Raw genomic sequence first — 18,189 nt, 5'->3', positions numbered from 1 at the left:
GGCGGACTGTAGCTGTTGCCTTGAAGATTACCCGCTCAGGCGGCCGACATCGGCGCAGTCGGAGAAGCCTCGGACATGGAAGAGCGGCCCGCAGAACCTTTTCTGCGGGCCGCTTTTCGTCGCTCAGGATGGCCGGACACGTGTTCAGCGCATCGGCACATCCCTAGGCTGCGTCATCCTCCATCCCGTTGTCCACCGCGGGGAGTTCGCGGGGGACGATCTTGCCCACGGCGTTGCGGGGGAGCACATCCATGAACACGTAGTAGCGGGGCACGTTGTGACGGGCGAGCTTAGCCTTCACAGCGGCCTTCGCACGCTCCTCGAAGCCTTCCGCCTTGTCCTTGTCCTCGTCATTGAGGACGACATAGGCGGCGAGTGCCTGGCCGAAGTCCGGGTCGGCCACGCCGTGGACCGCGACCTCATACACTTCGGGCATGTCGGAGATGACGTCCTCCGCCTCCTGCGGGTAGACGTTCTCACCACCGGAGACGATCATGTCGTCGCTGCGTCCGGCCAGGTAGAAGAGCCCGTCCTCGTAGAATCCGAGGTCGCCTGTAGAGACCAGGCCGTGGAGATTCTCCTTGTCCACACCCGGGCGGGTGTAGCCCTCGAACAGAAGGTCATTTCCCACGAAGACCCGTCCGACAACGCCTTCCGGCACCTCGTTGCCGTCGTCGTCCACGATCTTCAGCACCGTCGCCATCGGAGGCTTACCTGCGGTGGTGGGGTGCTCCTCGAGCTCGTGGGGTTGGGCGATCGAGGCCCAGCTGATCTCGGTGGAACCGTAGAGGTTGTAGAGGATCTTCCCGAACTTCTCGTGTGTCTCGCGGATGACCCGTGGCGGAAGGGCTTCACCACAGGCGACGATGGACTTCACTCCAGGGTTGAAGTTCTCGGGAACGGCCTCGAGGAGGCGACGGAGCTGGGTGGGGACGATCGCGATGTTCGCCGGTCGATTCGCTTCGATGAGTTTCACGGCTTCGCGCGGTGAGAACTTGCGCTGCAGGATGAACGTCGCACGCAGCGCCAGGCCCAGCTGAATCTGGCAGAAGCCCCACAGGTGGAACATCGGCGCAGGCACGTAGTAGCCGCGGTGATGCTTCAGGGGGATCCGGGACATGATCGACGATGCCGGGAGATACGTCTTCGGCTCCGGGCGGCGGGCACCCTTCGGCGTGCCGGTGGTGCCGGAGGTCAGGATGATCGTGCGTCCGCGCCGCGGGCGTGCCGGGATCTTGGATTCCGCGGGGCCCGTGCGAAGGACCTCTGTCAACGTCGGCCAGTCAGAGTTCCTGGTGGCGTGGTTGTCGGACTTCTGCGCGTCGGCGACGTTGCTGGCGTACTCGATGTCCGCTGTCCGGGCCTGCCTCTCCTCTTCGGTGAGGGGAGCCGCGGCGGTGTCCTGGTCCTCTTCCCAGTTGATGATCACGGGGCATTCATCGAAGCCCTTGGGGAGCAGCGGGATAAACTCTTCGTCGATGAAAAGCAGGTCGATCTTCTGCTCCTTCATGACGGCGCGGGTCTGTTCAGCCGATGCACCTGTGTTGAACAGGACGATGTCAGTGCCGAGACGACCGTGGGCGCACAAGGTCATGATGAAGCCGCGGTGGTTACGGCTGAGCATGCCGATCTTGTCGCGCTCGCGGACACCGGTCCGGTAGAGCGCCTCGGCCAGTTTGTTCGTCTGGTCGTGAAGCTCACCGTAGGTGATCGACCCGGCGTCATCGAGAATGGCGGTGTGATAAGGGTCCTGTGCTGCGCCGATGGCCAGAAGGCCCGCGGGTGTGAAAGACCACTGGACAATGGCCTTCAGGGCTTTGCCCATGGCGACCGGGCTCATCGCGCCGAAGACGCCGGACTTGACGAGAGGGATGGCTCCTTCGGCGAGTTGCGGAAGTTGTTTCAGCGTGACTGCGGGCTCAGATCCGCTCATGGTTCTCCTTTTTCTCGGGCTGAAGCTGCGGCTTTGTTGTGACAGACCGTTCAGGGGACGTGGTCGTGTAAGACAGGTTACAGATAAAAATGGTTCGTTTCGCCGGAATAGCTGTTTGTGGTTCACGGAGGCCCGAAAAATGCCTGTTCGCTGACGGCGTACAACGTCTCCCGTCTCCAAAAAAAGGCGCTTTGACCTGCTGTTTAGTAGGGTGCTGAGGGGGGTTCGGTCCAGGGAACAAGCCTCGGGTGGCCGTCGTTGTACAAAGTGACTCAACGTGGAGGCGCCGAATCACTAAGGTGGTCCCCACATCCGGACCTTGAAGTGAGGGAGAGCAAATGTTCGAGAGGTTCACCGACCGTGCGCGACGGGTCGTCGTCCTGGCACAGGAAGAGGCCCGCGCGCTCAACCACAACTACATCGGCACCGAGCACATTCTGCTGGGGCTGATTCACGAGGGTGAGGGCGTCGCTGCCAAGGCTCTCGAATCCATGGGGATTTCCCTGGAGGCCGTGCGCACCGAGGTCGAGGACATTATCGGTACCGGTGGACACCCGCCGAGCGGGTACATCCCCTTTACCCCCCGGGCCAAGAAGGTCCTGGAGCTTGCCCTGCGTGAGGCACTGCAGCTCGGCCACAAGTACATCGGTACCGAGCACATCCTCCTGGGGCTCATCCGTGAGGGAGAGGGTGTCGCGGCACAGGTGCTGGTCAAGCTCGGCGCCGATCTGTCGCGTGTGCGCCAGCAGGTCATCCAGCTGCTGTCGGGCTACGAGGGCACCGAACCTGAGGCTGCTCCGGACGAGCCGGCGACCGCCGGAGTGGGACAGTCCTCCGATTCGAGCTCTGGCGGTAAGCCGGGCCAGAAATCCAACTCCCTCGTTCTGGACCAGTTCGGGCAGAACCTGACCCAGGCGGCCAAGGACGGCAAGCTGGATCCGGTCGTCGGACGTGAGAAGGAAGTCGAGCGCATCATGCAGGTGCTCTCGCGTCGTACGAAGAACAACCCGGTCCTCATCGGTGAGCCCGGTGTGGGTAAGACCGCCGTCGTCGAGGGACTCGCCCTGGACATCGTCAACGGTAAGGTCCCGGAGACTCTGAAGGACAAGCAGCTCTACTCGCTGGATCTGGGCTCGCTGGTTGCAGGATCCCGCTACCGTGGTGACTTCGAGGAGCGCCTGAAGAAGGTGCTCAAGGAGATCAATCAGCGCGGTGACATCATCCTGTTCATCGACGAGATCCACACTCTCGTCGGTGCAGGTGCCGCAGAGGGCGCGATCGACGCGGCCAGTATCCTGAAGCCGAAGCTGGCCCGTGGTGAGCTGCAGACCATTGGCGCGACGACTTTGGACGAGTACCGGAAGCACATCGAGAAGGATGCGGCCCTCGAGCGCCGTTTCCAGTCGGTGCAGGTCCCGGAGCCGAGTGCCGAGATGACGATCGAGATCCTCAAGGGGCTCCGCGACCGTTACGAGGCACACCACCGGGTCTCCATCACCGACGGAGCCCTGGCCGCTGCAGCCCGACTGTCGGACCGGTACATCAACGACCGTTTCCTACCGGACAAGGCTGTTGACCTCATCGACGAGGCCGGCGCGCGGATGCGCATCAAGCGGATGACCGCACCGAAGGCGATCCAGGACGTTGACGACAAGATCGCCGAGGTCCGTCGGGCCAAGGAAGCCGCCATCGACGACCAGGACTTCGAGAAGGCAGCTTCACTGCGTGACGATGAGCGCAAGCTCACCGAGGAACGCGCCGAGAAGGAGAAGCAGTGGCGCGCCGGTGAGCTCGACGATGTCGCCGAGGTCGGCGAGGAGCAGATCGCCGAGGTGCTCGGTGCCTGGACCGGGATCCCGGTCGTTCGGCTCACCGAAGAGGAGTCCACCCGACTGCTGCACATGGAGGATGAGCTGCACAAGCGGATCATCGGCCAGGATGACGCGGTCAAGGCGGTCTCCCGGGCGATCCGGCGTACCCGTGCTGGCCTGAAGGATCCCAAGCGTCCGAGCGGTTCGTTCATCTTCGCCGGCCCGTCCGGCGTCGGTAAGACCGAGCTGTCGAAGGCACTGGCGGAGTTCCTGTTCGGTGACGATGACTCGCTGATCCAGATCGACATGGGTGAGTTCCACGACAAGTTCACCGCGTCGCGCCTGTTCGGTGCACCCCCCGGATACGTCGGCTACGACGAAGGTGGCCAGCTGACCGAGAAGGTGCGTCGCAAGCCGTTCTCCGTTGTCCTGTTCGATGAGATCGAGAAGGCGCACTCGGAGATCTACAACACCCTGTTGCAGGTCCTCGAGGACGGACGACTCACCGATGGTCAGGGTCGGATGGTGGACTTCAAGAACACCGTCCTGATCTTCACCTCGAACCTGGGCACCAGGGACATCTCCAAGGCCGTGGGCATGGGCTTCTCCGGCTCGGGTGAAACCGACGAGGACGCTCAGTACGACCGGATGAAGACGAAGGTCAACGACGAGCTGAAGAAGCACTTCCGCCCGGAGTTCCTCAACCGTATCGACGACATCGTGGTCTTCCACCAGCTCACCCGGGAGCAGATCGTTCAGATGGTCGACCTGCTGACCGGTCGGGTGCGCAATGCCCTGGCGGAGAAGGACATGGGTCTGGAACTGTCCGAGGAGGCGAAGAGCCTGCTGGCCGTCCGCGGCTTCGATCCGGTGCTGGGTGCCCGTCCGTTGCGTAGGACGATCCAGCGTGAGATCGAGGACCACCTCTCGGAGAAGATCCTCTTCGGCGAGATCGGTGCCGGCGAGATCGTCACCGTCGACGTGGAGAACTGGGACGGCACCGGCAAGGGCGAAGGCGCGAAGTTCGTCTTCGGCTCCCGTCCGAAGCCGCTGCCGGAGATCGCCGCAGAGCCTGCCGAGGACGCTCAGAAGGATGTCATCGAGGCGGCGACCGACGACAGTGATCTCCCCGAGACTCAGGATGTCTCTGCAGGAGAGCACCGGGACTAACCGTCCGCTGGACGACGTCACGGGACGCCGGTCCTGGCGGCCCTTACCGAGGTAGTCGGTAACGGGCCCCGGGGCCGGCGTCCGTCTGTGTGACGAGCCCGTCAACGACCAGGGATTCCAGCGCCCGGGAGCGTTGTTCCGCGTCGTCACTGGTGCCTGTGAATGCCTCGACGGTGACCTCCGTGGTCCCCTCGGCGCGGAGGATCGCCATGATTCTTCCCCGCACCTGGCGGTCAGTACCTTCGAACTTCTGAACCCTCTTCTTCGCGGCCGCGGAGTCCGCAGCACTGGGTGCCGGGCGTCCCAGGGCGATCCAACGGCAGCGATCGGACACCGGGCAGATCCTGCACTGCGGTGACTTCGCTGTACAGACGGTGGCACCGAGCTCCATCAGCGAAGCGCACATGCCCACGGCCTCCCGGTGGGCTTCCGGCCGGTGCCGCGGATTGCGGTAACCGCGCTTGGCGAGGGCCGGATCGTCGTCGACCCAGGGCATCAGGTCGGCGACGTCGGCGAGGTCACCGGCTTTGGCCGCCCCCTGGAGGAACTCTCCCCGGGCCAGACGCCGTTGAACCCGACGGACGTTGGTGTCGACGACCGGAACGGCTCGCCCGAATGCGAAAGCGGCGACGGCGCGGGCCGTATAGTCGCCGATCCCCGGCAGCGCCAGCAGTTCCGGCACGGTGTCCGGCACCCGTCCGTGATGATCCGTGACAATCGCGCGGGCGCACTCGCGCAGGCGTAGCGCGCGGCGCGGGTACCCCAGATTCGCCCAGGCTCGAAGTATCTCGTCGGTGGGCGCCTCCGCCAGGTCCGCCGGAGTCGGCCACCGCTTCAACCAGGAAGTCCAGAGGGGGATCACCCGGGCAACGGGGGTCTGTTGTGACATGATCTCGCTGAGCAGAACGGCCCACGGCGTGGTGTCAGGGTCCCGCCACGGAAGGTCGCGGGCATGCCTGTCGTACCACTGGTTCAACGCCGCCCCCAGTGAGGTCGGTGTGCCAGGTCCAGCTGGTGTTTCTTGCGTCGTCACGGTGTCCACTGGGAACTACTGTGCCGCACGGGCGGGCGCCCGGCAAAAGGCGGTGGCAGAATAGTCGGCATGACATCAGACGAAACAACACCGGCCCGTGACACCAATGACTCCGCCGGCCACCTCACACCGCAGGAAGCCGTCGAGTTGCTGATGGTCGGCAACCGTCGCTTCATGGACGAAGACTCCGCCCACCCGAACCAGGACCGTGGGCGTCGCGAGCTCCTCACCGGTGGACAGCGACCTAATGCGGTCGTTCTGGCGTGTTCGGATTCCCGTGTGCCGGTGGAGATCGTTTTCGACCAGGGGCTCGGTGACCTCTTCGTCATTCGTACCGCCGGTGAAATCACCGACCTCTCGGTGCTCGCGTCACTCGAGTTCGCGGTGGTGTCCCTGGGTGTTCCGCTGGTCGTGGTGCTCGGGCACGAGAGTTGTGGCGCTGTTGCCGCCGCCCAGACTGCGTTGGCCACCGGCAGCATGCCCCCGGGGTTCCAACGGGTCCTCGTGGAAAAGGTCACCCCGTCGTTGCTGGCGGCGCGGTCGCAGGGCGCGGACACGGGGGAGGACTTCGAGAAGCACCATGTCGTGGAGATCGCGAACCATATCGTAGACCGCTCGCCGGGGATCCTCGAGCGGCTCCGCGACGGAAAGTGCGGTGTTGTCGGCATGCGGTACCGCCTGTCGGACGGGCTGGCCGAGCCTGTCGCCAGTTACGGCCTTGAGATTGACGGGGTACCCGGCACCCGGGTGCCCTGAAGACAGGGTTGACACTCAACCTCCGGGGTGTCATGACGTCGCCACATCGTCGGCGCTGGTTACACTGGGCGTGTGAGTCAGCGTAATGATCCCCGGCCGTTGCCCCCGGAAATCTACCAGCGCCGTCGTATCACGGCGGTGGTGGTTCTGGTCGTGGTTATCGCGCTCTTGTGGTGGGTCATCAGTTCGTTGACCGGTGGGGACGACGGCCAGGACCAGGTCGCCAGGACAGCGGAGTCCTCCGCAGTCTCGGAAACCTCGCCCGAGACGACGCAGGAATCGACGGAATCTGCGGCGTCGAGTGGGCCGTCCAGCGAGGCTTCGGAGTCTGCGGCGCCGTCACGGTCGGCGGAGCCCTCGGAGACCGAGGGGGTTCCCGATGACGTCGCGTCGAAGGAAACCTGCGCGCTGGATGACCTTCGCCTGTCCGTACGTCCGGGTGCACCGACATTCCGGGACGGCCAGCAGCCGAACTTCTTCCTTGAGGTCACCAACCCCACGTCCGGCGAGTGTGACATCGACCTCAGCGAGGACGAGCTGAAGTTCGAGGTGTTCACCATGGATTCCGGGTACTCCCGTGTCTGGGGTGACACCGACTGCAATTCGCCGACGTCCTCCGGGAGGCTACGGCTGGACCCGGACCAGTCCCGTACATTTGAGATGACCGCGTGGTCACGGACCACCTCATCTCCGGATTCCTGCGACAACCGCGAGCCGGTCGGCAACGGCGCGTACATGGTTTACGGGCACATCGGTGACAACACGTCGGAGTCACAGACGTTCAACCTCGCGTGACTCCGATCTTCACCACGGCCTCCTGAACGGTACTCACGGCAATGATGCGCAGCCCTTTCGGTGGTGTCGTCCGGTCGGCGCCACGGGTGGAATCCGGCACGACGGCGGTGGTGAAACCTAGGCGTCCGGCTTCGGCCAGGCGCTGCCGCAGGTCCGGCACTCGTCGGACTTCGCCGCCGAGACCAACCTCTCCGACGGCCACCAGCCCCGTCGGCAGTGCCTTACCGGAGGCGGTCGATGCAAGGGCCAGTGCAAGGGCGAGGTCCGCTCCGGGCTCGTTGATCTTCATGCCCCCGACAGTCGCTGCATAGACCTCGTGTCCCATCAGGTCAACACCGGCGCGCTTGGCGAGTACCGCCAGCACAACGGCGACGCGGCTTGCGTCGATACCCGTGACGACCCGGCGAGGGGTGTGCATCTGGGTCTCCAGTGCGAGTGTCTGGATCTCGCCGAGCATCGGGCGACGCCCATCCATCAGGACCGTCACGGCGGTGCCGGCGACGGGGTCGTCCCGGTGGTGAAGGAACAGGCCTGACGGGTCGGCGACCTCACGGATCCCGTCGGCAGTCTGTTCGAAACACCCGACTTCGTCAGTCGCCCCGAACCGGTTCTTCTGTCCGCGAAGGAAGCGCAGGGAGCTGTGTCGGTCGCCTTCGAAGTTGAGGACGACATCCACCAGGTGCTCGACGGTGCGGGGGCCGGCGACGCTGCCGTCCTTGGTCACATGCCCGACCAGCAGGACGGGGGCCCCGGTGGACTTCGCCAGGGTGGTCAACGTGGCGGCGACGGCGCGTGTCTGGGCGACGCCGCCTGCCACGCCCTCCACCCCGGAGGCGTTGAGCGTCTGCAACGAGTCGATGATCACCAGCTCGGGGTGCACCGCGTCGATCTGCCCGAGAGCGGTCTCCAGATCATGTTCCGCGGCCAGGAACAGTGACTCGGACAGCGCACCGGTACGTTCCGCGCGATGACGTACCTGTCCCACCGATTCTTCTGCGGTGAGGTACAGGACGCTGCGGTCCTGACGGGCCCACCGGTTGGCGACCTCAAGCAGCAGCGTGGACTTGCCGACGCCGGGTTCGCCGGCGAGCAGGACAGCACTGCCGGGGACCACGCCACCACCGAGCACCCGGTCCAGCTCGCTGATGCCGCTGGTGCGGTGGTTGGCGATGGTCGGGTCGATGTCTGTCACCGGCTGTGCCGGCGATGTCGGGGTCAGACCGGACGGGGTGGAGGAGCCTGTCGGTGTAGCGCCGGCGGCGTCCATCGTCCCCCACTCGTGGCAGGACGGGCACCGTCCCACCCACTTCGACACCTGGTGGCCACAGGAGGAGCAGTTGTAGGTGCTGCGGGTTTTGCGGTTCGTGGTTTTCGTGGCCATGGCTCACAGACTAGTGGTGGGGACGGACATGAAAAACGCGCATTTCCCGGGAACAGGAATATGCGCGTCAGACGGGGCAGGAGGAATTAGCCGATGTCCGGGCCCTCGTGGTCGCCGTCAATGGTGTCGGTGCCTTCACGGGTGACACCGTCCTGGTGCCGGTTGGTCTGGCCGGCCTCGGCGTACCAGGCGACGATCGGCGCATTGATCTCGATATCGCCGTTGCTGAACTCGAAGGTCACGACGCGGGCAGCGCCATTGTAGAAGTTCTCGCCCTCCACCGTGGTCTCCAGGTACTGCGTGCAGCCCACGTCGGCGTTGGAGGGGTTCATCTCATTGATCGCCGACTCGGAATCGGCGACGACCGAGCAGTCCGGGGAGAGGGTGACGGTCTCACCGAGGTTAACCGAGGCGTCCTGCACGGACACCCGCTCCAGGGTGATGTCCTCGCCCTCGATGCCCTGGTTGGAGGCGTTGAACTTCAGTGCGACCGAGTTGTCCTCCTGGGTGATCAGGGTGACATCCCGGACGAAGGCGTCGCCGAGCTCGCCGTTCGTGCCGTTGACGGCGGCTACCTGGTTGGCGGTCTGGGAGATCTGACCCGCACCGCAGGCGGACAGGGCCAGGGCCGCGCAACCGGCGGTGACGGCGAGCAGCCGACGAGCGGCGGGCTTCCGGTTCTTCACTGTGGTTCTCCTCCATCTGAGGCCCGTCCGGGGCCGTCAACTGCAGATGATATGTCCCGTCACATGTCAGGGCGGCGGGTTTCGTCGAGTCCACATTAACCTGTGGGGGTGCTGGACACCTAGTTCGGCCCGGCTGGATGGGCCCATACGGGGTGGGCCGCGTGAAGAGAGGGCAGCGACCCGGTGATGACCGCGGGTGTTCGGGGAGGGTGCTAAACTGGCTCGTCATGGAGTTCAACATCGGGGACGTCGTCGTTTACCCCCACCACGGTGCAGCAGTGATCGAGGGAATTGAGCAGCGCGTTTTCAAGGGGGAGCCGGTCGACTACCTCGTGCTCCGGGTGAACCAGGGGGACCTGCTTGTCCGGGTACCCGCGGCGAACGCGGAGACGGTCGGCGTCCGCGACGTCGTCGGCGAGGAAGGCCTCCTCAAGGTTTTCTCCGTCCTCCGGGAGACGGATGTTGAAGAGGCGGGCAACTGGTCCCGTCGCTACAAGGCCAATCAGGAACGTCTGGCGTCCGGCGACGTGAACCGTGTCGCCGAAGTTGTTCGCGACCTGTGGCGTCGCGACCAGGATCGTGGGCTGTCCGCCGGCGAGAAGCGCATGCTCGCTAAGGCACGGCTGGTTCTCGTCGGGGAGCTGGCTCTCGCTGAGGGTGTGGATGACGAGAAGGCCGACGCCACGGTACGCAAGATGGAGGAGACCATTGTGCGGCACCGTGAGGAGTCGGCGGCTCGTCGCGCCGCTGGTGTCACCGAGGAGGATGCGCCGCAGTCCGTCGATCTTGATGACGAACTCGGCGAAGACGAGGACTGACCCCGGTGGCAGGCGCGGTGGATGACGCTGTGGACGGTCTTGACCGGGTGTACGCCGTTGTTGCTGCCGCTGGCAGCGGAACACGCCTGGGGGAGGTCCTGCCGAAAGCTTTCGTGCACGTCGGTGGCCGTACCATCCTGGAGCGATGCCTGGACGGGCTCGCGGCATCGGAGTCTGTCGGTCACGCCGTGGTGACAGTCTCCACCGACATGGTTGAACACACCCACGAACTGGTGAGCAGCCAGATCGGGCTGTGGGCACCGATGGAGGTCTCCGTGGTTCTCGGTGGGACCGACCGGTCAGACTCCGTGCGTGCAGGCCTGGAAGCGATCCAGACACATATCGGTGGAGACGGTTCCAGTCCGGATACCGCCGATGCGGACCGTGATGATCCGGGTGACCTGCCCGAGGGCTTCCTCGTCGCCGTTCATGACGCCGCCCGGTGTCTCGCTCCGCCGGAGATGATCCGCGCCACCGTCGCCGCGGCGGCGGAGGGGGTGTCCACCGGCTCGTGGGCCGGTGCGGTGCCGGTTGTACCGGTGACAGACACGGTCAAGGTGGTGGAGACGGTGACGGGTGGGGCCCTGGACGGAGCCGAGGTCGTCCGCTCTACTCCGCAACGTCGAAACCTGCGGGCAGCGCAGACCCCGCAGGTCTTCGCCTTCGACAGGTTGCTCGCAGCGAACCAGATGCAGCAGGCGAGGGAGGAACTCGACTCAGCGCACCCCACCGGCGAGCCACCGTCGGACCTGGCTCCCGTCGTGGTCACGGATGACTCTTCGCTGATGGAGATGGCGGGTGAGACGGTCGTGACGGTCTGCGGCGACGAGCAGGCGTTCAAGATCACGCTGCCTGAAGATCTCGAGCGGGCCCACCGGATGGCGGGCGACGGGGGAGTGGCGTGATCATCCCACGGGTCGGTGTGGCCACTGATGCACACCAGGTACAGAGCGGTAAGCCGTGCTGGATGGCCGGCCTGTTGTTCGACGGGGTCGACGGGTGCGAGGGGCATTCCGATGGCGACGTGGTCGCGCATGCTGTCGTGGATGCCCTGCTGTCTGCTGCCGGTCTCGGCGATCTCGGCTCGTTCGTCGGAGTCGGACGCGACGAGTACGCAGGAGTCACCGGGGCCCAGCTGCTCACCGAATGCCGGGAGCTTCTGGAGTCCCAGGGCTTCACCATCGGCAACGCTGCTGTCCAGATGATCGGGAACCGCCCGAAGATGGGGCCGCGGCGTACGGAGGCGGAGCAGGTTCTTTCCGGTCATATCGGCGCCCCGGTGAGTGTCTCGGCTACGACGACCGACCACCTCGGGTTCGCCGGACGTGGTGAGGGCGTGGCCGCAGTGGCGACGGCTGTCGTCTGGCAGGACGGCGCGTCCGACCGGTAAAATATTCCGGGTAGCGCAGGGGGTGTACCGCGGAATACTGCGGTGGGGGTACGTGATGACTGCGTAGGGGGGACGCGGCAGGTGTCACGGTCGACGAGACTCAAGGTCACGGTGATGGACGGACAGCAGTCCGTCTCCATCACTGAAGACCCCGCAAAGTCCCGAAGACCAAGGAGGACCATCATGGCCACCCGCGTGCCCGAACCCACCGACACCCCCGACGGCCCCGTCTACGAGGGCCGACTGCTTGACCGTCCGGAAGAGGAGGTCGTTGACCAGGGCGTCAGGTTCGATCTGCGTACCCTGGTGAGTCGCCGGATGTTTCTCGGCGCAGGCGTTGCCGGGGCAGGAGCTGTCGCCCTTGCGGCCTGCTCGAACTCGACGTCCGGCGCGACCAGTGCGACAACGACCACCGGTAGCGCCGCGTCATCGACGCTGCCGACCGGCGAGATTCCGGACGAGACCGCAGGCCCCTACCCGGCAGACGGTTCCAACGGCCCGGACGTGTTGTCGGAGTCGGGGATCGTACGCAGCGACATCCGTTCCAGCATCGGTGTCGATGCCCCGGTCGACGGCGTGCCGTTGGAGTTCACCTTCACCATCACCGACATGGCCAATGACGATGCACCCTTTGCCGATGTCGCCGTGTACGCCTGGCACTGTGACGCCCAGGGACAGTACTCGATGTATTCCGAGGGCGTCGAGGACGAGACCTGGCTCCGTGGAGTCCAGGTGGCTGATGCCGACGGAACAGTGACATTCACGTCCGTGATGCCGGGTTGTTACACCGGACGATGGACCCACATCCACTTCGAGGTGTACCCCGACGTGGATTCCACCGACGATTCCGCCAATGCGATCTCCACCTCCCAGATGGCGATCCCGGAGGACGTCCTCACCGACGTCTACACCTCCGCGGTCTACGACGGATCGTCAGACAACCTGTCTCAGATCACTCTCGACACCGACAACGTGTTCGGTGAGGACGCCGGTGCATTGCAGATGGCCACCATCACCGGTGACGTGGACTCCGGATACATCGCTTCGCTGACGGTGCGGGTGGACACGACCACCGAGCCCACCGCCGGTGCCGCCCCCGCAGGCGGTGGTCCGGGAGGTTCCGGCGGTGACGGCGGCGGCCCCGGCGGCGAACCTCCCAGCGGCGGAGCGTCGGACGCCAGAGAATCACAGATCCTTTAAGGAGTAGATCATGTTACAGAATCTCACCGGAATGCACGCCCTGGTCATCCTCGCCGTCGTGCTCCTGCTGTTCGGGGCGGCGAAGCTCCCCGCGCTGGCCACAAGCGTCGGCCAGTCTGTCCGGATCCTGAAGAAGGAAGCCTCCGAGACAGAGCCCGATGCTGTGCCGGTGGCCGCACCGGTTACGGAAGCCACGCCGTCCGTGCACACCGTGCATACCGTGCCAACGGCCCCCACGGCAGAACAGCACACCTCATGACGACCGCGACTGCGAGGCCGGCCACCATGCCCGTGGCCGGACACCTTCGTGAAGGCAGGAGGAGGATCATCCGTGTCGCAGCGGCCCTCGCGGTCGCCATGGTCATCGCCTACCTCATGTCCGACCAGGTCCTCGAGGTCCTGCGCGCGCCGGTCGTCGAGATCGCGCAGACTCGTGCGGCCAGTATCAACTACGACAGCATCACCGGGGCCTTCGACCTCAAACTCAGGATCGCCCTGTTCGGCGGCATCGCCGTATCCAGTCCGGTGTGGCTCTACCAGCTCCTGGCCTACATTGCCCCCGCTTTGTCCCGGAGTGAGAAGCGCTATACGTTCGGTTTCCTCGCGGCGGTCATCCCGTTGTTCACCGCTGGTTGTGTCGCCGGAGTGGCGGTGTTCCCCCGGATCGTGGAACTCCTCGCCGGGTTCGCGTCCACGGAGGACAGCACTCTGTTGCAGGCGTCGTACTACCTGGACTTCGTGATGAAGCTGGTACTCGCTGCCGGCATCGCCTTCACCCTCCCAGCATTCATCGTGGTGTTGAACGTGATGGGTCTGCTGCCGGCGGCAACACTAGCCCGCAGCTGGCGAGGCATCACTATCAGCATCGTGGTGTTCAGTGCGCTAGTCACCCCGGCCGCAGACCTGCTGTCGATGTTTCTCATCGCCGTTCCCATGGCGGTCCTGTTCGGACTCGCCCTGTTCATCGCATGGATTCATGACCGTCATATGACGAAGACGACGGGCTCCGATGCCACCGACTCCGATGCCACCGACTCCGATGCCGGCGTCACCGTGTCCGCGACTCTGGAAGGAGTATCCTGACATGTTCGGACTGACCATTGAGAAGCTTATCGTCATCGGATTCCTTGCCGCAGTGATCCTCGGCCCGCAGCGGCTGCCGCTTTATGCGGAGAAGCTGGCGACCTTCGTCACAAACTTCCGTCGTTTTACCGAATCGACCCGTGCCCGGGCGGAGCAGGAACTCGGATTCTCCGCTGATGCCATGGACCCGACGATCTGGAACCAGCAGTTGCAGCGCTACGATCCGCGCCGGATCGTGCGGGACGCGTTGGCCACGGACAGCGCTGCAGCTTCCCCGGACGCGTCCACCGATGATGAAGACACCTCCGTGACAGAAGAATCCGGAGAGGCGGCCCCTGTGTCTACCCAGGAGGTCCGTCACCGGTGGGTTACTGTCGGCGGCACCTCAGGACACCCGATCCGCCGACGAATCGTCGATCCCCCTGCGCCACATGAGCCACATGAGCCATATGAGTCGTCCACACCCACGGTGTGAGTCGTGCAGTGTGATCTACTTCGGTGGACCAGTAGGAATAGCAGGAACAGCAGGGACACCGAATGACAAGGTTGAAGGAGAATGGTCGAATGAGTCAGCCCGTCCCCACAGACCCGACGGACCCGACAGGTCTGACACACTCGGCTCGTCCGGCCTCCGACCATCCACGCGAACGGCCGGCGTGGCTGCCGGTGTGGGCGGGCGACCTGGCGATCATGGCCCTCATTCTCGTGTCCATTGTCGTACCGACGCCTGGAGGAGCCCCTGGTTCTGGCCTGGGGCTGCCACTCGGCCCGGGTCCGGGCCCGGGGTCAGGCCCTGGATTCCCCGACGAACATGCCATGCTTCTCGTCCCCCTGCTGGCGGTGATGACCGCGGCGCTGATGCCGCTACGTCGGCGGTGGTCCGTGGCCGTGTTCGTCGTCTGCCTGGTGGTGTACCTCGCCACCGCCGTCCTCGGATTTCCCGTTCTGGCACCGGGTATCGGCGCGGTCGTGGCCGTGTTTGCCGCGGCAAATACGGCGTCGAGACGGACCGCGCTGACGTTCGGCGCCGTCGGTGCGGCGGGAGTAGCGGTGCTGAGCTTGTTCACCGATGACCGCATGGCATTGGATCCCCAGGTGTTTCAGGTCGCGGCAGGCATTGCCGTCGCCACGGCACTCGGGGACAGCGCACGGTCCCGGCGTGAGTACACCCGGGCTGCGACCGAACGTGCCGAACGCGCTGAGCAGACCCGGGAGGCTGAAGCCAGCAGGCGTGTCGCCGAGGAGAGGCTCCGCATCGCCCAGGACCTGCACGACACTGTCGCCCACCGTATCTCGGTGATCAGTCTCAATGCCGGTGTGGCGTCCAGCTCACTGGACGCGCGACCCGACAAGGCCAGGGAATCCCTCGCCACCATCCGCGGTGCGGCGCGTGAGGTGCTCGGGGACATAGGGGTGTTGCTGCGGTACCTGCGCGCCGACGACAACGTCGGGACAGGTGTCGACGGTGCATCCGTGCAGTTGCCGCAACCCGGGCTCGCTGACCTTGACTCCCTGGTGCGATCCGTCGTCGAGGCTGGTCTTGCCGTCGACCGGACGTCGGACGGAGACCTCTCGTCGATCGACGAGACCACCGGGCGGGTGGTGTACCGGGTGGTTCAGGAGGGGCTCACCAACGCGCACAAGCACGGCTCGGGAGGGTCAGCGTGTCTGGACATCGCCGTCCGGGGCGGGGCAGGAGCCGCGGTGACAGTACAGGTGCGCAACCCGGTCTCGGACACCGGGCGCAACCAACCCGACGCGCCGCAGGGACATCTGGGGCTCACCGGCCTGCGGGAGCGTGTGGCCGCCGTGGGCGGGACGATCTCCACCGTAGAATCGGGCGGGACATTCACGCTCACCGCTGAACTGCCACTCGCCAGTCACACCAGGAACCGGGAGGACTATCCGTGACCACCGTGCTCGTCGTCGACGACCAGGTCCTCATCCGCCAAGCGGTGGTGGACATTCTCTCCAGCGCGGCGGACACAGAGGTCGTCGGTGCCGCCACGGATGGATTGGATGCCGTCGAGATGACCGCATCCGCGCACCCCGACGTCGTACTCATGGACATCCGCATGCCCCGTCTCGACGGCATCGAGGCGACCGAACGCATCTGTTCCGACCCTGCGAACGCCGACAGCAGAGTACTGATCCTGACGACATTCGAGGAGGACGAATACGTGGTCGCAGCCCTGCGCGCCGGGGCCAGTGGATTCATCGGCAAGGGGGCCGAGCCGGAGGAAATCATCCGGGCCGTCCACGCCGTCGCGGACGGCGATGCCCTCTTGTCGCCGACGGCGACCCGTAGCCTGATTGCCCGCTATGTGCGGTCACCTGAGCCACGTCCCGCCGTCTCGGACCAGGCCGCACGGAGCCTGGCGCTGCTCACCGACAGGGAGCGCGAGGTCCTTCAACTGGTGGGGCGCGGCCTGTCGAACCAACAGATCGCAGAAACGTTCTTCATCTCACCGCACACGGCGAAAACCCACGTCAACAGGATCATGACCAAGATCCAGGCACATGACCGTGCTCAGCTGGTGATCCTCGCCTACGAGGGCGGGTTGTTGGTCCCCGGCGAGTGACTCCGGAGCGTGTCCGGGTTAGTTTTCGAAGGTGACCGGGATGGCTGCGACGTCCGAGAACGGGGGAGTCGAGGCATGGTCGGTGACCAGCTTCAGCGAGCACGAGTCGGTGGTGCAGTCCACGGTGCCGTCCTCGTTGGTGGCCTGGACCGTCAAATCGAACTCGGCATTACCGTCGGCGTCGAAGGTGGCGGTGCCGCCCTCCTCACCCTCGGGGACGATGCGCGCCCAGTCGCTCATCTCACCGGCGTAGGTCGACGGGTCGCTGCTCTCACCGTCGGTGGTGGCGACTGCGACGTAGTAGTTCTGTTCGGTGTCCACCCCGTCCAGAGTGACCTTGACGGTGTCGCCGGCGGTGAGACCGTCGGCCTTGTCCACCGAGAGCGAACCGTCGGACACTGCGCCCTCGGAAGCGGAGTCAGCCGCCGTGGTCGTCGAGTCTGCCGAGTCTGTTGAATCCGCAGAATCATCCGAATCGCTGGAGCAGGCGGTGAGGCCCAGGGCGAGGACAGCGGTTGCTGCGAGGGCGGCTGCGCGTCGCGTCGGGCGGGTGGTGCGAAGGGTCATGAGGAACTCCGGGGTGCGTAGGGCAGGATAAGCGTACTGAGCTGACCCTATCAAAGTGCCGTCCCGGGAGGGGGCAGAGCGTTTACATCCGGATGGTGGATTCCACCGCACCCAGCCCGTCGACCTCGATGCGGACGACGTCTCCGTCGGTGAGGAAACGGCCTGAACCTGCACCGACACCCTCCGGAGTTCCCGTGACGATCACGTCGCCGGGCTCCAGGGTGGCGAAGTTCGAGATGTACCGCACCAGATCAACCGGGGGGAACACCAGATCGGACGTGGAGTGTTCCTGCCGGAGGTCACCGTTGACCCAGGTGCGGAGAACGGCACCCTCAGTCACGGGGTCGTAGTCGTCCGCCACCGTCAGCCACGGGCCAAAGGCGGACGACCGGTCGAGGTTCTTCCCCTGCAGCCACTGTTGGGTACGGTACTGCCAGTCGCGCTGGGAGAAGTCGTTCATCACCGCGTAGCCGCCGATCGCCGCCCGTGCCTCCTCGGCAGTCGCACCACCGCGGGCACCCGCCAGCCGGGAGCCGATGACCACCGCGAGTTCACCCTCGTAATCCGCTTTGTCGGTCATCCCCGCCGGTACCGTCACCTCGGCGTAAGGGGCAGTCAGTGCGGACGGGTACTTCACGAACAGGGTCGGGTGGTCCGGGATCGGGTGCCCCATCTCCTCGATGTGCTCCCGGTAATTCAAACCGACGCAGAAGATCTTCGACGGGGACGGGATGACCGGGAGCAGGTCCGTCAGGGGAACGGTGACCTCGTCGCCGTCCCGTCGCAGGCCGGATTCCACCGCGCCCCGGATGCCGGTGGGATTGGCGGTGAGCAGAGCACCGAGCTCGCGGCGGTCCACGATGCGCCCGGTGACAGAGCCCCCGTCCGGTGCGTCATCGACGCTGTCGACCTGGATCGTGCACCGCGAGCCGTCGATACGGACCGTCGCAAGTTTCATGGGGTCTCTCCCGTCTAGACTGTCAA

General features: G+C 65.3%; 18 protein-coding genes. 12 read left to right on the top strand and 6 right to left on the bottom strand.

Annotated elements, in window-relative coordinates; genetic code table 11:
- Positions 1–163 precede the first annotated feature (163 nt).
- Positions 164–1,933: an AMP-binding protein gene (locus CGLY_RS13670; RefSeq protein WP_038550145.1), complete on the bottom strand. Its 1,770-nt coding sequence runs from the start codon at positions 1,931–1,933 to the stop codon at positions 164–166.
- Positions 1,934–2,271: 338 nt separating this feature from the next.
- On the opposite strand from CGLY_RS13670, the gene CGLY_RS13665 reads away from it, so the two are divergent.
- Positions 2,272–4,914: an ATP-dependent Clp protease ATP-binding subunit gene (locus CGLY_RS13665; protein ID WP_038550144.1), complete on the top strand. Its 2,643-nt coding sequence runs from the start codon at positions 2,272–2,274 to the stop codon at positions 4,912–4,914.
- A 43-nt stretch (positions 4,915–4,957) separates the two neighbouring features.
- Here the strand turns inward: CGLY_RS13665 and CGLY_RS13660 are convergent, their stop codons facing one another.
- The gene (locus CGLY_RS13660) at positions 4,958–5,947 is read right to left on the bottom strand and encodes an HhH-GPD family protein (RefSeq protein WP_038553140.1); all 990 of its coding nucleotides are present in this window, start codon (positions 5,945–5,947) and stop codon (positions 4,958–4,960) included.
- Between the two features lie 69 nt (positions 5,948–6,016).
- Here CGLY_RS13660 and CGLY_RS13655 point away from each other — a divergent pair, with 69 nt between their 5' ends.
- Both CGLY_RS13655 and CGLY_RS13650 read left to right on the top strand, forming a co-directional pair.
- Positions 6,017–6,703 (top strand): carbonic anhydrase, encoded by a 687-nt coding sequence (locus tag CGLY_RS13655; RefSeq protein WP_052540230.1) that lies wholly within the window; start codon positions 6,017–6,019, stop codon positions 6,701–6,703.
- Positions 6,704–6,775: 72 nt separating this feature from the next.
- A complete protein-coding gene (locus tag CGLY_RS13650; protein ID WP_081803940.1) occupies positions 6,776–7,498 on the top strand; it encodes a hypothetical protein in 723 nt (240 codons plus the stop codon).
- Here CGLY_RS13650 and radA read toward each other — a convergent pair.
- Together radA and CGLY_RS13640 are read right to left on the bottom strand one after the other, a co-directional pair.
- Complete coding sequence (gene radA / locus CGLY_RS13645; protein ID WP_038550141.1) at positions 7,485–8,879, bottom strand: DNA repair protein RadA; 1,395 nt, start codon at positions 8,877–8,879, stop codon at positions 7,485–7,487. The genes CGLY_RS13650 and radA overlap by 14 nt on opposite strands.
- An 86-nt stretch (positions 8,880–8,965) precedes the next feature.
- Positions 8,966–9,565 (bottom strand): hypothetical protein, encoded by a 600-nt coding sequence (locus CGLY_RS13640; RefSeq protein ID WP_038550139.1) that lies wholly within the window; start codon positions 9,563–9,565, stop codon positions 8,966–8,968.
- Positions 9,566–9,792: 227 nt separating this feature from the next.
- Here CGLY_RS13640 and CGLY_RS13635 point away from each other — a divergent pair, with 227 nt between their 5' ends.
- From CGLY_RS13635 to CGLY_RS13595, 9 genes are all read left to right on the top strand, one after another.
- Entirely contained in the window at positions 9,793–10,383 is a 591-nt protein-coding gene (locus CGLY_RS13635) for a CarD family transcriptional regulator (protein WP_038550138.1), read from the top strand.
- 5 nt (positions 10,384–10,388) lie between these two features.
- Positions 10,389–11,288 (top strand): IspD/TarI family cytidylyltransferase, encoded by a 900-nt coding sequence (locus tag CGLY_RS13630; protein ID WP_227590282.1) that lies wholly within the window; start codon positions 10,389–10,391, stop codon positions 11,286–11,288.
- Positions 11,285–11,773, top strand: coding sequence for a 2-C-methyl-D-erythritol 2,4-cyclodiphosphate synthase (gene ispF, locus CGLY_RS13625; protein WP_038550136.1), 489 nt, complete (start codon positions 11,285–11,287; stop codon positions 11,771–11,773). The genes CGLY_RS13630 and ispF overlap by 4 nt, the downstream gene beginning before the upstream one ends.
- Positions 11,774–11,956: 183 nt before the next feature.
- Positions 11,957–12,973 (top strand): intradiol ring-cleavage dioxygenase, encoded by a 1,017-nt coding sequence (locus CGLY_RS13620; RefSeq protein WP_038550135.1) that lies wholly within the window; start codon positions 11,957–11,959, stop codon positions 12,971–12,973.
- Between the two features lie 10 nt (positions 12,974–12,983).
- Positions 12,984–13,232 carry a twin-arginine translocase TatA/TatE family subunit gene (locus CGLY_RS13615; RefSeq protein WP_038550134.1) on the top strand — a complete coding sequence of 83 codons (249 nt, stop codon included), beginning with the start codon at positions 12,984–12,986 and terminating at the stop codon, positions 13,230–13,232.
- The gene (gene tatC, locus CGLY_RS13610) at positions 13,229–14,056 is read left to right on the top strand and encodes a twin-arginine translocase subunit TatC (RefSeq protein WP_052540228.1); all 828 of its coding nucleotides are present in this window, start codon (positions 13,229–13,231) and stop codon (positions 14,054–14,056) included. The genes CGLY_RS13615 and tatC overlap by 4 nt, the downstream gene beginning before the upstream one ends.
- A gap of 1 nt (position 14,057) precedes the next feature.
- On the top strand, positions 14,058–14,531 hold the full coding sequence (locus tag CGLY_RS13605; protein WP_038550132.1) for a Sec-independent protein translocase family protein: 474 nt from the start codon (positions 14,058–14,060) through the stop codon (positions 14,529–14,531).
- A gap of 89 nt (positions 14,532–14,620) precedes the next feature.
- Positions 14,621–15,967, top strand: coding sequence for a sensor histidine kinase (locus tag CGLY_RS13600; protein WP_052540227.1), 1,347 nt, complete (start codon positions 14,621–14,623; stop codon positions 15,965–15,967).
- Entirely contained in the window at positions 15,964–16,638 is a 675-nt protein-coding gene (locus CGLY_RS13595; protein WP_038550130.1) for a response regulator, read from the top strand. Before CGLY_RS13600 ends, CGLY_RS13595 begins: the two co-directional genes overlap by 4 nt.
- Positions 16,639–16,656: 18 nt before the next feature.
- Here CGLY_RS13595 and CGLY_RS13590 read toward each other — a convergent pair whose 3' ends face one another.
- Together CGLY_RS13590 and CGLY_RS13585 are read right to left on the bottom strand one after the other, a co-directional pair.
- A complete protein-coding gene (locus tag CGLY_RS13590; RefSeq protein WP_038550128.1) occupies positions 16,657–17,205 on the bottom strand; it encodes a hypothetical protein in 549 nt (182 codons plus the stop codon).
- An 82-nt stretch (positions 17,206–17,287) separates the two neighbouring features.
- Entirely contained in the window at positions 17,288–18,163 is an 876-nt protein-coding gene (locus CGLY_RS13585) for a fumarylacetoacetate hydrolase family protein (protein ID WP_038550127.1), read from the bottom strand.
- Positions 18,164–18,189 lie beyond the last annotated feature (26 nt).

The organism is Corynebacterium glyciniphilum AJ 3170 (assembly GCF_000626675.1).
GTDB classification, from domain to species: Bacteria; Actinomycetota; Actinomycetes; order Mycobacteriales; family Mycobacteriaceae; genus Corynebacterium; species Corynebacterium glyciniphilum.
This window is presented reverse-complemented; position numbering and strand designations above follow the sequence as displayed.